We start from the raw sequence: 14,762 nt of genomic DNA on the forward strand, positions 1-14,762 counted from the left end.
GATGACGCGGCGGCCCGGATCAGGTAAAGCGGGGGGTGATCAGCCGGACCCCCACATGACCGACACCCGCCGCCGCCGCGCCGACCATCCCTTCAAGGAACTCTTCGACCTCGAAGCCCTGCGGGTGGAACTCACCGCCCTCGCCGAGACGGTAGTGACGAGCACCACTTCGGGGCGCGAGATCGAACTTCGCGGCCAGCTCGCGCGGCGGCTGAAGCTCGCCTATCAGCAGGGGCACGCCACCGCCGAACGCTGGCTGATGGAGGAAGGCTCCGGCCGGCGCTGCGCCGAGCGGCTGTCGCGCCTGCAGGACGAGATCATCCAGCTGGTGCATGAGCTGGTGGTGCGCTTTCTCTACCCGTCCGACAATCCCTCGACCTCGGAGCGCATGGCGATCATCGCGGTCGGCGGCTATGGCCGCGGCCTGATGGCGCCGGGCTCCGACACCGACATTCTTTTCCTGCTGCCCTACAAGCAGACCGCCTGGGGCGAAAGCGTCGCCGAGGCGATGCTTTATGTGCTCTGGGACATGGGCCTGAAGGTCGGCCATGCGACGCGCTCGGTGGATGAGTGCATCCGTCAGGCCCGTGCCGACATGACCATCCGCACCGGGATTCTGGAAGCCCGGCTGCTGCTCGGCGAGCGCGCTCTGTTCGAGGAGCTGGCCACCCGCTTCGATACCGAGATCGTGCAGGGCACGGCGGCCGAATTCGTCGCCGCCAAGCTCACCGAGCGCGAGGACCGGCTGAAGCGCGGCGGCCAGTCCCGCTACGTGGTCGAGCCCAATGTGAAGGACGGCAAGGGCGGCCTGCGCGATCTGCACACGCTGTTCTGGATCGCGAAATACGTCTACCGCGTGCACGAGACGCGCCAGCTGGTCGCCAAGGGCGTGTTCAACGACGAGGAAGCGCGGCTGTTCCGGCGCTGCGAGGATTTCCTCTGGTCGGTGCGCTGCCATCTGCATTTCGTCGCCGGCAAGGCCGAGGAGCGCCTGTCCTTCGACCTCCAGCGCGAAATGGCCGAGCGGCTCGGCTATGTCTCCCATCCCGGCATGCGCGACGTCGAACGCTTCATGAAGCACTATTTCCTGGTCGCCAAGGATGTCGGCGACCTCACCGCCATCGTCTCGGCGGCGCTGGAGGAGCGGCACGACAAGCCGGTGCCCCGGCTCAACCGGATGATCGCCCGCCTGCGCCGCTCGCCGCGCCGCACCTTCAAGGAAAGCGCCGACTTCATCGTCGACAATGACCGCATCAATGTCGCCGACGCCAGCGCCTTCGGCCGCGACCCGGTCAACCTGATCCGCATCTTCCATCTCGCCGGCAAGCACGGCCTCGCCTTCCACCCGGACGCGATGCGCCTCGCCACGCGCTCGCTCAAGCTGATCGACACGCGGGTACGCGAGCACGCGGAAGCCAACCGGCTGTTTCTGGAGATCCTGTGCTCGCGGGACAGCGCCGAGATCGTGCTGCGGCGGATGAACGAGACCGGCGTGCTCGGCCGCTTCGTGCCGGAATTCGGCCGCGTGGTCGCGATGATGCAGTTCAACATGTACCACTCCTACACGGTGGACGAGCATCTCATCCGCTCGATCGGCGTGCTCACGCGCATCGAGAAGGGCGACCGGCCGGATTTCGGCCTCGCCAACGAGCTGATGCAGCAGATCAAGAACCGGCAATTGCTCTATGTCGCGACCTTCCTGCACGACATCGCCAAGGGCCGGCCGGAAGACCATTCGATCGCCGGCGCCCGCGTCGCGCGCAAGCTGTGCCCGCGCTTCGGCCTCTCGCCCAGCGACACGGACACCGTGGCCTGGCTGATCGAACAGCACCTGACCATGTCGACCATCGCGCAGTCGCGCGACCTGTCCGACCGCAAGACAATCGAGAACTTCGCCGCCGTGGTGCAGAGCCTTGAGCGGATGCGGCTGCTGGAAATCCTCACCACCGCCGACATCGCCGCCGTGGGGCCGGGCGTGTGGAACAACTGGAAATCCCAGCTCCTGCGCACGCTCTATTACGAGACCGAGCCGGTGGTCACCGGCGGTTTCTCCGAGAGCAACCGCACCCAGCGCGTCGCCCGCGCCCAGTCCGAGTTCCGCGCCGCCCTGCCCGATTGGGACGCGGCGGCGCGCGACGCCTATCTCGGCCGGCATTACCCTTCCTACTGGTTGCAGACCGACCGCGACCAGCAGATCGCCCATGCCCGCTTCATCCTGGAGGCGGAGGCGGCCGGGCGAGCCCTCGCCACCACCACCAAGACCGATCCCGCGCGCGGCATCACCGAGCTCACCGTGTTCGCGCCCGACCATCCCAAGCTGCTCGCCGTCATCGCCGGCGCCTGCGCCAGCGCCGGGGCGCATATCGTCGACGCGCAGATCAGCACCACGACGGACGGGCGCGCGCTCGACACCATCTCGCTCACCCGCGCCTTCGAGCTGGACGATGACGAACTGCGCCGCGCCGACCGCATTGCCGGGGCGATCGAGAAGGCGCTGGCCGGCGACATCCGCCTGCCCGAGGTGGTGGCGCGAAAGCTCACCAAGCGCCCGCGCGCCTTCACCGTCGAGCCCGAGGTGACGCTGAACAATAGCTGGTCGAACAAGCACACGGTGGTGGAAGTCTCCGGCCTCGACCGGCCGGGCCTGCTCTACGGCCTCACCCAGACCCTCTCGCGCCTCAACCTCAACATCGCCTCGGCACATGTCGCGACCTTCGGCGAGCGGGCGGTGGACGTGTTCTATGTCACCGATCTGATGGGCGCGAAGATCATGGGCGCCGCCCGCCACTCCGCCATCCGCCGCGCCCTGCTCGCCGTGCTCGACGCGGACGACGAGGCCAACGCGGCGTAGGGCGGCTGGCAAGGACGCGCCCGGCGCGGTATCCAAATTCCGTCGAGCCTTGCGGGAGCTGCCCCGTGCATGAAATCGCGCTGATATTGGTGTGCCTCGCTTTGGGCGTGGTGCTGCGCTGGAGCGGGCGGCTGCCGGACAATGCCGGCAAGGTGCTGGCGGGCTGGGTGATCAATGTCGCGCTGCCGGCGGCGGCGCTGGAGAGCTTCCACAAGCTCACGGTCCATCCCGACTGGTGGCTGGCGGCGGCCACGCCCTGGCTCGGCGCCTTCGTCGCCATCCTCGTTCTGGTGCCGCTGTGCCGGGCGCTCGGCTGGTCGCGCGGGCGCACCGGGGCGCTGATCCTCGGCGCCGGCTGGGGCAACACCTCCTTTGTCGGCCTGCCGATGATCGCCGCCTTCGCCGGCAGCCAATGGCTCGGCCTCGGCATCGTCATCGACCTGTTCGGCTCCTATCTCGCGCTGTCGACGCTGGGCCTTGCCATCGCCGCCGTGGCGAGCGAGGGGCGGCTGGACCTGAAGGCCGTGGGCAAGCGCATCATCACCTTCCCGCCCTTCATCGCCATCCTCATCGCCTTCGCCACCAACCATCTCGACCGGCCCGACTGGCTCGATGAGATCGTCACCGCGCTCGCCGCGACGCTCACCCCGCTGGCGCTGGCGGCGGTCGGCTACGCGCTGCGCATCGACCGGCTGAAGCAGCATCTCGCGCCGCTCGGCGTGGGGCTCACGCACCGGCTGCTCCTCGCCCCGGCGCTGCTGATCGCGATGTATGCCGCGCTCGGCGACACGGCGGACCCGGTGGCAAAGGTGGCCATGCTGGAAATGGCCATGCCGCCCATGCTCGGCGCCAGCGTCATCGCCATGGACAATGATCTGGAACCCGACCTCATCGCCGCGCTGATCGGCCTCGGCGTGCCGCTCTCCATGCTCACAGCCTTGGGCTGGTGGACGCTGATCGCCGCACTGTGAGCCTCGCCCGCCGCGCCGACTAGTTCGCCGCGCGCAGGTCGTCCAGCGCCTGACGGATCTTGGGATGATGCCGGTTGGCCCGGCTCATGGCGACGAGTTCGTCGATGGCGGCGCGCCGCTCCCCGGCCGCCTTGAGCATGTCGACAAGGGCGAGGCGCAGACCGACATCGGTGGGGCGAATGCGCGTCGCGCGCCGCGCGATCTCGATCGCCTGCCGGGGATCCGCCCGCTCCCGGAGGCGCGCTTCCGCCATCAGCGCCTGCGGGTGATCGCCGAACCGCTCGAGATAGCCGCCGATGACCTGGGCCGCCTCGTCGCGGCGACGATCCGCCTGAAGGGCGCGGGCATGGGCCAGAACCGCCGATGAGGACCGGGGATTGGCCTGCGCCGCAAGGCCGGTGAGTTCGAGCCAGGCACCTCGATCGCCGACGCGATGGTGAACCCGCGCCGCGCGGTAGAGGATTTCGCAATCCGACGGGGCCATCTCGACCGCGCGCCCGGCGGTCGCGGCCGCCTCGTCATTCCGGTGGTAGCGGCTGAGCACTTCCGCCCGCACGATCGCCCGCAGAGCCGTGCCGCCATCGAGCCGGTCCATGACCAGTTCATCACTCGCGGCCTCGTCGCCGCGTCGACGCAGATGAAGCGCGGTGCGCAGCAGGGCCTCCTGCTCGTCCTCCATCTGCTCCTGCCAGCGCCGATGGATCGCGCTGCCGCGCGCTACCGCGAAGAGATTGTGCTGGCCCCGCGCATAGGTGCCCGCGAGAGTCTCGAGCGGATGCGCCAGATAGCCGTCAATGCACCCGTTGCGGAATTCGAGGTTCTCGTAGAAGGCAAAGTTGGAACCAAAAAGCGCGTCATACTCGGCGGCGCGAGCGGGGGTGAGGGTTGCCTCGAACGCCACGGTCGGCAGTGAATCCCGGATCAGGTCGGCACCGGCGGAAAGGACCGCGTAATCCATGCCCTCGACGTCGATTTTTATCGCGTCCAGCCGGCCGTCGAGATGCCGCTCGACCAGTTCCTCGAAAGAGATGGATGCCACACCCTGTGCGGCGGGCTCGTGGCGGGCTGCACCGGTGTTGTACATCCGGTCCTCGCCGCCGAAATTCACCGCATAAAAGCCGGGCGTCGCGGAAACCACGCGATGCAGGGCGCTAGCCCAGCTCACGCCATTGGCCTCCATGTTGCGGCTGAGCAGCGCATGGGTCTCGGCTGTTCCCTCAACCGCCACCAGCCGCCCGGTGGGACCGACCCGGGTGGCAAGCGGTATCGCGAACGTGCCGACATGGGCGCCCAGATCGAGCACATGATCGCCGGGCCCGAGCGCATCCATCAGCATGGCGAGGTTGGAGCCCTGATAGGCGCCATATTCCTTGAGCTTCAGCCGGATCCCCGCATCATGGCCAAATATTTCGAAAACGCCGAACGCACCCTGAACCGCTTCGATGTTCATGACGAACTCCCAGCTTTTCCCAACGTAAATAAGAGTGCGTTACTGACTTTCGGAAGTCAAATGTAATAAATCTATTCCCTTCACGGTATTTAATAACCATTTATGGTTATATAATACTTTCAATTTACAACCTTCCTGTAGGCAACAAGACCCGCCCTATGCCTGCGCCGCCAGATCGGCGGGCGCATGACGCCCTCCCCGCCCCATTCTCTCCGCTTAACCCCCCTTTAAACGCCGTCATTTAGGGTTCGTTTACCGGCAGGGCTGGGGGTAATGCGTTTCATGTTCGGACGGCGAGGCGAGATCGAGCGGCGCGAGCCGGTGCTGGGCACGCCCGGCTTCGATGGCGACCTGCGCCTGACCGCCGACGACCGCCCGACGCTCGGCAGCAATTCCATGGCGCGCGAGCGCAGTTCCAGCGGAAACAAGGCGCGCAAGGGCGCCGCCAATGCCTCCTCCGGCGCGGCGAAGGGCGCCACGCGCGGCTCCGGTGGCGGCGGGCGACGGCGGCCGCGGCGCGGCCTGCTCGGCCGGCTGTTCTATTGGGGCGCGGTGCTCGGCCTCTGGGGCGTGATCGCGCTTGGCGGCCTCATCTTCTATGAGGCGAGCCAGCTTCCGCCGATCCAGAACATCGCCATTCCCGAGCGTCCGCCGACCGTCATCATTCAGGGCTCCGACGGCAAGGCAATCGCCACGCGCGGCGAGATGGGCGGGGCGAACGTGCCGCTGCGTGCCCTGCCGCCCTATCTGCCGCAGGCCTTCGTCGCCATCGAGGACCGGCGCTTCTATGCGCATTTCGGGCTCGACCCGCTCGGCCTAGCCCGCGCGGTGGTCGTCAACCTCACCGCCGGGCGGCTGCGCGAGGGCGGCTCGACGCTGACCCAGCAGCTCGCCAAGAACCTGTTCCTGACGCAGGAGCGCACCCTCTCGCGCAAGGTGCAGGAGCTGATTCTGTCGATCTGGCTGGAGACGAAGTACTCCAAGAACGAGATCCTCGAACTCTATATGAACCGCGTCTATTTCGGCGCGGGCGCCTATGGCGTCGAGGCGGCGGCGCAGCGTTATTTCGGCAAGTCGGCGCGGCAGGTCACGCTGTCGGAAGCGGCGATGCTCGCCGGCCTCGTCAAGTCGCCCTCCTTCCTCGCGCCGACCCGCAATCTCGATGGCGCGCAGGCCCGCGCCGAAGTGGTGCTGGGCGCCATGCGCGAGGCCGGCTTCATCTCGGCGGAGATGCAGCAGGCGGCGCTCGCCCGCCCGGCGACGCTGGCCAAGACGCAGGTGCCGGACTCCACCGGCTATGTCGCCGACTGGGTGATGGAGCAGCTCAAATCCATCATCGGCCCGATCGAGGGCGACATCATCGTCCAGACCACGGTCGATCCCGCCCTCCAGGCCGCCGCCGACAAGGCGCTGAAGGATGCGCTCGGCAAGAGCGGCAAGAAGCTCGGCGTCGAACAGGGCGCCATCGTGCTGATGGATACCGATGGCGGCGTGCGGGCGCTGGTCGGCGGGCGCTCCTATGAGGAGAGCCAGTTCAACCGTGCCATCACCGCCAAACGCCAGCCCGGTTCCTCGTTCAAGCCCTTCGTCTATCTCACCGCGATGGAGCGCGGCCTGACCCCGGAGAGCCTGCGCGAGGATGCGCCGATCCAGATCAAGGGTTGGCGGCCGGAGAACTTCTCCAAGGAGTATCGCGGCCCGGTGGACCTGAAGACCGCGCTGGCGCTGTCGCTTAACACGGTGGCGGTGCGCCTCGCCCTGGAGGTCGGGCCGGAGGCGGTGATCAAGACCGCGCACCGGCTCGGCATCGCCTCAAAGCTGGAGCCCAATGCCTCGATCGCGCTCGGCACCTCGGAAGTCTCGCTGATGGAGATGGTCGACGCCTATGCGCCCTTCGCCAATGGCGGCGTCGGCGTCACCCCGCATGTGATCGAGCGGGTGCGCGACAAGACCGGCAAGGTGCTCTACGCCTATGCCCAGCCGAGCCGGGGCATGGTGATGGCGCCCCCGCACGTCGCCATGATGAACCGGATGATGCAGGACGTGCTGCTGGTCGGCACGGCGCGGCGCGCCGATCTGCCGGGCTGGCCGGCGGCGGGCAAGACCGGCACCAGCCAGGATTACCGCGACGCCTGGTTCATCGGCTATACTGGCCGCTTCATCGCCGGGGTGTGGCTGGGCAATGACGATGCCTCGCCGACCAAGAAGGCCGGCGGCTCCGGCCTGCCGGTGGATATATGGAGCCAGGTGATGAAGGCCGCGCACAAGGACGTGCCGCCCGTCACCCTGCCCGGCGCGGGCACCTACCAGCCGGGCGGCCTGCCGCCGGGCGAGGCGCCGGAGGAGCCCGTCGTCACCGGCGGCCCGCAGCGCCCCGTGCCCGCAGCGCCCCGGCCGGGGCTGGACAACTGGCTGATCGACAAGCTGTTCGGCCGCAGCTGAGCCACGGGAAAGCGACGTTTTAGTCGTCCGCGCCGTAGCGGTGCAGCTCGGCGCCGCGCGTCTTCAGCCATGCCTCGGCCTGCGCGCGGGCGGGGAACAGCCGGTCCACCGTCGCCCAGAAGCGCGGGCCGTGGTTCATCTCCCGGCGATGCGCCACCTCATGGGCGGCGAGATAGTCGAGCACGAAGGCGGGCGCGAAGATCAGCCGCCAGGAATAGGACAGCGCCCCCTTGGCCGAGCAGGAGCCCCAGCGGCTCGCCGTGTCGCGCAGGGTGACGCGGGTGATGCTCACCCCGAGCGCGGCGGCATGGCGGCGCGAGGCTTCCAGCAGATCGCGCCTGGCCTCGCGCTTGAGAAAATCGGTGACGCGGCGGCCGACATGGGCGACCTCGCCGGCGACGCACAGCGCCGGCCCGCCCTCGACCTGCCCAACCCAGACCGTGCCGCGCGCCTCGGGAACATGGAGGATGGGATGGGGAATGCCGCGCAGCGGGATCACCGCGCCGGGCAGAAACGCCACCGCCTGCGGCAGCCGGTCCAGCCGCAGCTTGATCCAGCCGGCGTGGCGGCGGGCAAAATCATAGGCTTCGTTGACGGTGCCGCGCGCCGGCAGGGTCAGCACCACATCGCGCGTGGCCGCGCGCACACGCAGCGTATAGCGGCGGGCGCGGAGGTTGCGGCGCAGGGTGACGAGAATTTCCTCCACGCCAACCCGCACGCGAAAGGTCGCGGGTTCGGTCGCGGTGGCAGGTGAAGGCTGCGCGGGGCGGAAAAGCATCAGTCCACCGGGCCGGGGAATCCGGGCGCCATTATGACGCCTCGCGGGCCTCGCGCCAGACGCAGATTGCCGCGCGGCTCAGCGGAAGGCGCCGGATAGCCGGCGCCCTGTGCCGCCGCGTCGCTTCAGCGCGCCAGACGGCGGCGGTTGCGGTCCTGCACCGGCTGATAGGCGATGCGGGCGTGATAGGCGCAATAGGGCAGGCCCGTCTTGGTGCGGCTGCCGCAATAGAAGAAATCGGCCTTGCCGGGATCGCCCACCGGCCAGCGGCAGGTGAACTCGGTCAGGTTGAGGATGGAGCAGCGGTCCGCCATCGGCACCACATTGGAGACCGGATCGGGCATCTCCATGGGCTCCGGCTCCACCACCGGGTGGTACACCGGCGCCAGCGCCGTGTTGCCCTGCACCATGGGACGGGGGGCCGCGCCGGGCGCCACCGGGCGCGGCTTGCGCGGACGGGGCGCGGCGGCGGCAACGGCCTTGGCACGGCCCGACAGGCCGAGCCGGTGAACCTTGCCGATCACGGCGTTGCGGGTGACGCCACCCAGCTCCGCGGCGATCTGGCTGGCCGAGAGCCCTTCGGACCAGAGTTTCTTGAGCAGCTCGACGCGCTCGTCCGTCCAGTTCATCGCTGTGCCTCCTTCGCGCTCGTCGTTCCACAGGCGGAATCCCGCAGCATTCCGGCCAAGCGGGCTTGGCCGAGATGGAACGCCGCTAACGCCACTAGGGAAGGCCGCCGCACGAGATGTCGTATCTGACGAGGAGAAGGCTACAATATGCGCGGACTCACGGACAGTAGGTTCACGTCCGAAACGATTGTTTTCCCCAGTTGAGAGTCCGCGCCGCAACACTTGGGAAAGGATATGAGTCGGATCAATAACTTGAGTCGCGCGCGCCGAACAGCCTCGCCGGGCCTCGTCCACAGCGAGCGGTAATCCGCTCTGGATGCGCCGTGAAATGCCAGCCCCACGCTCCCTGTCCTTTGGGGCCGCGCAAGCGGGGCGAGGCCATAGAGCCACGCGGCCCGGCCCGATCCGCTCCTGGACAGCGCCGTGATGGTGCCGCCCCTCGGCGCCCCGGCCGGTGTTCGAGGCCGAGCCGGAGCGAAATACGGCGCACCGGCCGCCGCTTCTGCATTTGCAGCCGGTGCGCAATATTGACCCTCAAGGGTTCTTCTATAAAATCCGCGATCTCGGGTGCCGCCCCCGCAAGGGCGGCACGTTTCGTTTTTGGACCTGCCCATGTCTGATCGCGTGGGTGCATGAAGAAGAGATGGAGGGGAGTGGTGATCGACCCCGTCCTGCCGACCTATAACCGTGTGAACCTCGTATTCGAGCGGGGCGAAGGCGCCTGGCTGTTCACGCGCGACGGGCAGCGATATCTCGACTTCACCGCCGGCATTGCCGTGAACGTGCTGGGCCACGCCCATCCGCACCTCGTCGCCGCGCTCACCGAGCAGGCCGGCAAGCTCTGGCACATCTCGAACGTGTTCCGCATCGAAGGCGGCGAGCGGCTGGCCAATCGCCTCATCGAGGCGACTTTCGCCGACACCATGTTCTTCACCAATTCGGGTGCGGAAGCCCTTGAATGCGCGATCAAGATGGCGCGCAGATACCACTTCGCCAGCGGCCATCCCGAGCGCAACCGCATCATCGCCTTCAACGGCGCTTTCCATGGCCGTACGCTGGCGACCATCGCCGCCGCCGGCAACGCGAAATATCTCGAAGGCTTCGGCCCGGACATGCCGGGCTTCGACCATGTGCCGTTCGGCGATCTTGAGGCGGTGAAGGCCGCCATCACGCCGGAGACCGCCGGCATCCTGATCGAGCCGGTGCAGGGCGAGGGCGGCGTGCGCTCGGCCTCCTGGTCCTTCCTGCGCGAGCTGCGCGACTTGTGCGACGCCCATGGCATCCTGCTGATGCTGGACGAGGTACAGTGCGGCGTCGGGCGCACCGGCCGGTTCTTCGCCCATGAATGGGCCGGCATCACGCCGGACATCATGGCGGTGGCCAAGGGCATTGGCGGCGGCTTCCCGGTCGGCGCGTGCCTGGCCACGGAAGAGGCCGCCAAGGGCATGACCGCCGGCACGCATGGTTCCACCTATGGCGGCAACCCGCTCGCCATGAGCGTCGCCAATGCGGTGCTCGACGTGGTGCTGGCCGACGGCTTCATGGAGCAGGTGCAGGCCACCGCGGGCCGGCTGCGCCAGAAGCTGGCCGAGCTGAAGGACAGCCACCCGCAGGTGATCGCCGAAATTCGCGGCGAGGGCCTGCTGCTCGGCCTGCGCACCCATGTGCCCAATACCGACCTCATCGCCGCCCTGCGCGAGGAAGGCATGCTCGTGCCCGGCGCCAGCGACAATGTGGTCCGTCTCCTGCCGCCGCTGACCATTGGCGACGAGGAGATCGAGGCGGCCTTCACCCGGCTCGACGCCGCCTGCACGAAAATCGAGAGCGGCCTCAAGGTCGCTGCCGTGAAGGGAGCGGCCGCATGAGCGCGAACAACGGAGCCACGGGCAGCACCGTGAAGCATTTCCTCGACCTCGATGTGCTCAGCGCGGACGAGCTGCGCGCCTTGATGCGCTTCTCGCACGATCTCAAGAGCCGCCGCCGCGAGGTTGCCGCCGAAAAGCCGTTTGCCGGCAAGGTGCTGGCAATGGTGTTCGACCAGCCCTCGACGCGCACGCGCATTTCCTTCGATGTCGCGATGCGCCAGCTCGGCGGCGAGACGATCATGCTGACCGGCGCGGAGATGCAGCTCGGCCGCGGCGAGACCATCGCCGACACGGCCAAGGTGCTCTCGCGCTATGTCGACGCGATCATGATCCGCATCCTCGACCATGAGGCGCTCGAAGAACTCGCCGCCTATGCCAGCGTGCCGGTGATCAACGGGCTGACCCGCGAGTCCCATCCCTGCCAGATCATGGCGGATGTGATGACCTTCGAGGAGCACAAGGGCCCGATCGCCGGGCGCACCGTGGCCTGGACCGGCGACGCCAACAATGTGCTCACCTCCTGGGTCCACGCGGCGCAGCGTTTCGACTTCGCGCTGAACGTGGCCACCCCGCCGGAACTCGCGCCGCGCCCCGCCCTGATCGACTGGGCGCGCAGCACCGGCGCCAAGGTCCGATTCGGCCACAGCGCCGAGGAAGCGGTGGAGGGCGCGGATTGCGTCGTCACCGATACCTGGGTGTCGATGGGCGATGCCGAGACCGAGCGCCGGCACAATCTGCTCCAGCCCTATCAGGTCAATGGCGGGCTGATGCGGCGCGCCGCCAGCGACGCCATCTTCATGCATTGCCTGCCGGCCCATCGCGGCGAGGAAGTCACCGACGAGGTGATGGACGGCCCGCAATCGGTGGTGTTCGACGAGGCGGAGAACCGGCTGCACGCGCAGAAGGGCATCCTCGCCTGGTGCCTCGAGGGCGCGGCGGCCTGAGGCTACTCATTCGAGCGTCATCCCGGCGCCAACGCGCGACCGGGATCGCTCAGCCTGTGGCTGGCGAGCCCGGACCGGCTCGCGGGTCCGGGGTGACGCAGCGTCGTGGCGCACCCCTTGGCGGGGCGCCCCCTCGCGAAACTCCACCCTCGCACCCATATGGGCCGGCGACATGACAGCACATACCGAACCCCATACCCGCCCGCCCGCCGCTGAAGCGGTGGACGACCGCGTCACCCCCTTTCACGTCGACGGGCTCGACGTGCGCGGGCGCGTGGTGCGCCTCGGCACGGCGCTCGATGCCGTGCTCGCCCATCATGACTATCCCCCGGCGGTCAAGCGCCTGCTCGGCGAGGCGGTGGCGCTCACCGTCCTGCTCGGCTCGACGCTGAAGATCACCGGCCGCTTCATCCTGCAGACCCGCACGGACGGGCCGGTCGACCTGCTGGTGGTGGATTTCACCGCCCCGCAGGATGTGCGCGCCTATGCCCGCTTCAATGCCGAGCGGCTGGCCGCCATGCAGGCCGCCGGACGGGGCGGCGACAGCGCCGCGCTGCTCGGCCATGGCCATCTGGCGATGACCATCGACCAGGGGCTCAGCGTCAACCGCTATCAGGGCGTGGTGGCGCTGGAAGGGGCCGGGCTGGAAGCCGCCGCGCACCAGTATTTCACCCAGTCCGAGCAGATCCCGACCCGCGTGCGCCTCGCCGTCGCCGAGGAGATGCATCCCGGCGGCGCCGCCTCCTCCTGGCGCGCCGGCGGGCTGATGGTGCAGTTCCTGCCCACCGAGGGCGGGCATCTGCGCCCGGTCGACCTGCACCCCGGCGACGCGCCGGAAGGCACCGCGCTGCCGCAGGCGGAAGAAGAAGACGCCTGGATGGAGGCGCAGTCGCTGGTGGCGACGCTGGAGGATATCGAGCTGGTGGACAGCGACCTGTCCAGCGAAAGGCTGCTCTACCGCCTGTTCCACGAGCGCGGCGTGCGGGTGTTCGAGGCCGAGAACGTGGTCGCCCGCTGCTCCTGCTCGCAGGAGCGGGTGATGAACGTGCTCTCCAGCTTCTCGCGCGAGGAGCGCGACACGCTGGTCGAGGATGGCCGGATCACCGTCACCTGCGAATTCTGCGGCCGGAACTACGGCTTCCGGGCGGAAGAGGTGATGGGCGCGGACGAGGCCGACGAGGCCTCCGCCGCGAACTGACGGGCGACGTCATGGCCGGGCTTGGCCCGGCCATCCACGACTTCCCTCTCGTCGCGCCCGGTCCAAGTCGTGGATCCCCGGGCCGAGCCCGGGGATGACGGCGTTCTGAGATGTGCAGGGCATGACAGCCGTCCTTCGAGGCTCGCTGCGCTCGCACCTCAGGATGACGTTGTTCTTGGAAGCCAAAACGTCCCGTCATGCTGAGGTGCCCGGCGGCAGCCGGGCCTCGAAGCACGCAGGCACGTCACCGTCATCCCGGCCGCCATCCCCGCACACCGTCATGGCCGGGCTTGGTCCGGCCATCCACGACTTCCTCGTCGCGCCCGGCCCAAGTCGTGGATCCCCGGGCCGAGCCCGGGGATGACGGCGTAAGGGCGGGAACCGCGTGAGCGAAGGCGGCATGCGATCCCGGATCGGCCTTTGGCCGTCCGGGATGACACGTTTTCAACGCAAAGCCCCTACCCCGCGCACTCCGCGATCAGCCCGGTGAGGAACCGCTCGCAGGCGCGCAGCTGGCTCACCTCGATGAACTCATCGGGCTTGTGCGCCTGGTCGATCGAGCCCGGCCCGCAGATCACGGTCGGGATGCCCTGCGCCTGAAAATGCCCGCCCTCCGTGCCATAGGCGACGGTGTGGGTGCGGTTCTGCCCGGCGAGGCGCAGCGCCAGAAGCTCGGCCGGCGAGCCGGTCTGCGGCGCCAGCGGGGGGACCTTGTAGATGAAATCGGTGGTGATGGCGGCTTCCGGCGCGCTGGCCCGCAGCTTCGGCAGCACGGTGCCCTCGGCGAAGGCCATGAAGCGCGCCAGCAGCGCCTCTTCGTCGAAATCGGGCAGGCCGCGCAGGTTCCAGCGCAGCGCGCATTGGCGCGGCACGATGTTGCCGGCCGTGCCGCCCTCGATCACCGTCACCTGAAGCGTGGTGTTGGGCGGATCGAAACGCCCGCTGGGATCGCCGGTCGCGATCAGCTCGGCGCGCATACGGTCCAGCTCGCCGATCAGCTCGGCGGCCGCGAAGATGGCGTTGGCGCCGAGCTGCGGCATGGAGGAATGCGCCTCGCGCCCGGTCACCGTCGTCATATAGGCGATGCCGGATTTATGCGCGTCCACCACCCGCATCGAGGTCGGTTCGCCGACGATGCACGCGCGGGGAAGCGGCAGGTCGACGCCGAGCCGGCGCACCGCCGGGACGACGCCGGTGCAGCCGATCTCCTCGTCATAGGAGACCAGAAGATGAATCGGCGTCGCAAGCGTCGCCGCCGCCATCTGCGGCACCATGGCGAGGCAGGTGGCGATGAAGCCCTTCATGTCGCAGGCGCCGCGCCCATAGACGCGATCGTCCTTGGGCGTCAGGGTGAAGGGGTCGCTGGTCCAGGGCTGGCCGTCGACCGGCACCACGTCGGAATGGCCGGACAGGCACACCCCGCCCATGCCCTTCGGGCCGATCGTGGCGAACAGGCTCGCCTTTTCCCCGCTCTCGCTCGGGATCGTCACGCTCTCCACGCCATAGGCGGCGAGGTAGTCGCGCACGAAGGCGATGAGATCGAGATTGGAATTGCGACTGGTGGTGTCGAAGGCGACCAGATAGGCGAGCAGTTCCTCGGTCGTCGTTCGTCCGGCAAGCATGAAGGGATCCCC

10 protein-coding genes are annotated in these 14,762 nt (G+C 68.5%); 6 read left to right on the forward strand and 4 right to left on the reverse strand.

The genetic code is table 11. The features are described 5' to 3' along the window. Nucleotides 1–55 precede the first annotated feature (55 nt). Nucleotides 56–2,851, forward strand: coding sequence for a [protein-PII] uridylyltransferase (locus tag KIP89_RS06345; protein ID WP_213754579.1), 2,796 nt, complete (start codon nucleotides 56–58; stop codon nucleotides 2,849–2,851). A gap of 65 nt (nucleotides 2,852–2,916) precedes the next feature. Next, nucleotides 2,917–3,822 carry an AEC family transporter gene (locus tag KIP89_RS06350; protein WP_213754580.1) on the forward strand — a complete coding sequence of 302 codons (906 nt, stop codon included), beginning with the start codon at nucleotides 2,917–2,919 and terminating at the stop codon, nucleotides 3,820–3,822. 19 nt (nucleotides 3,823–3,841) lie between these two features. Here the strand turns inward: KIP89_RS06350 and KIP89_RS06355 are convergent, their stop codons facing one another. Then, complete coding sequence (locus tag KIP89_RS06355; protein WP_213754581.1) at nucleotides 3,842–5,272, reverse strand: FkbM family methyltransferase; 1,431 nt, start codon at nucleotides 5,270–5,272, stop codon at nucleotides 3,842–3,844. 282 nt (nucleotides 5,273–5,554) lie between these two features. Between KIP89_RS06355 and KIP89_RS06360 the strand changes: the two genes are divergently transcribed. Next, the gene (locus tag KIP89_RS06360; protein ID WP_213754582.1) at nucleotides 5,555–7,714 is read left to right on the forward strand and encodes a transglycosylase domain-containing protein; all 2,160 of its coding nucleotides are present in this window, start codon (nucleotides 5,555–5,557) and stop codon (nucleotides 7,712–7,714) included. A 19-nt stretch (nucleotides 7,715–7,733) separates the two neighbouring features. On the opposite strand, the gene KIP89_RS06365 is transcribed toward KIP89_RS06360, so the two are convergent. Continuing rightward, on the reverse strand, nucleotides 7,734–8,492 hold the full coding sequence (locus tag KIP89_RS06365; protein ID WP_213754583.1) for a M48 family metallopeptidase: 759 nt from the start codon (nucleotides 8,490–8,492) through the stop codon (nucleotides 7,734–7,736). 125 nt (nucleotides 8,493–8,617) lie between these two features. Next, the gene (locus KIP89_RS06370; RefSeq protein ID WP_213754584.1) at nucleotides 8,618–9,121 is read right to left on the reverse strand and encodes a GcrA family cell cycle regulator; all 504 of its coding nucleotides are present in this window, start codon (nucleotides 9,119–9,121) and stop codon (nucleotides 8,618–8,620) included. 632 nt (nucleotides 9,122–9,753) lie between these two features. Between KIP89_RS06370 and KIP89_RS06375 the strand changes: the two genes are divergently transcribed. The 3 genes from KIP89_RS06375 to KIP89_RS06385 all read left to right on the forward strand — a co-directional run bounded on the left by KIP89_RS06375 (nucleotide 9,754) and on the right by KIP89_RS06385 (nucleotide 13,128). After that, nucleotides 9,754–10,986, forward strand: a complete 1,233-nt coding sequence (locus KIP89_RS06375; protein WP_213754585.1) for an aspartate aminotransferase family protein — start codon at nucleotides 9,754–9,756, stop codon at nucleotides 10,984–10,986. Next, nucleotides 10,983–11,930, forward strand: a complete 948-nt coding sequence (gene argF / locus KIP89_RS06380; protein WP_213754586.1) for an ornithine carbamoyltransferase — start codon at nucleotides 10,983–10,985, stop codon at nucleotides 11,928–11,930. Before KIP89_RS06375 ends, argF begins: the two co-directional genes overlap by 4 nt. A 172-nt stretch (nucleotides 11,931–12,102) precedes the next feature. Further along, complete coding sequence (locus KIP89_RS06385; protein ID WP_213754587.1) at nucleotides 12,103–13,128, forward strand: Hsp33 family molecular chaperone; 1,026 nt, start codon at nucleotides 12,103–12,105, stop codon at nucleotides 13,126–13,128. Nucleotides 13,129–13,586: 458 nt separating this feature from the next. Here KIP89_RS06385 and argE read toward each other — a convergent pair whose 3' ends face one another. Beyond that, nucleotides 13,587–14,750 (reverse strand): acetylornithine deacetylase, encoded by a 1,164-nt coding sequence (gene argE, locus KIP89_RS06390; RefSeq protein WP_213754588.1) that lies wholly within the window; start codon nucleotides 14,748–14,750, stop codon nucleotides 13,587–13,589. Between the last annotated feature and the right edge of the window lie 12 nt (nucleotides 14,751–14,762).

It is taken from the genome of Ancylobacter radicis, from assembly GCF_018449475.1.
Taxonomy (GTDB): domain Bacteria; phylum Pseudomonadota; class Alphaproteobacteria; order Rhizobiales; family Xanthobacteraceae; genus Ancylobacter; species Ancylobacter radicis.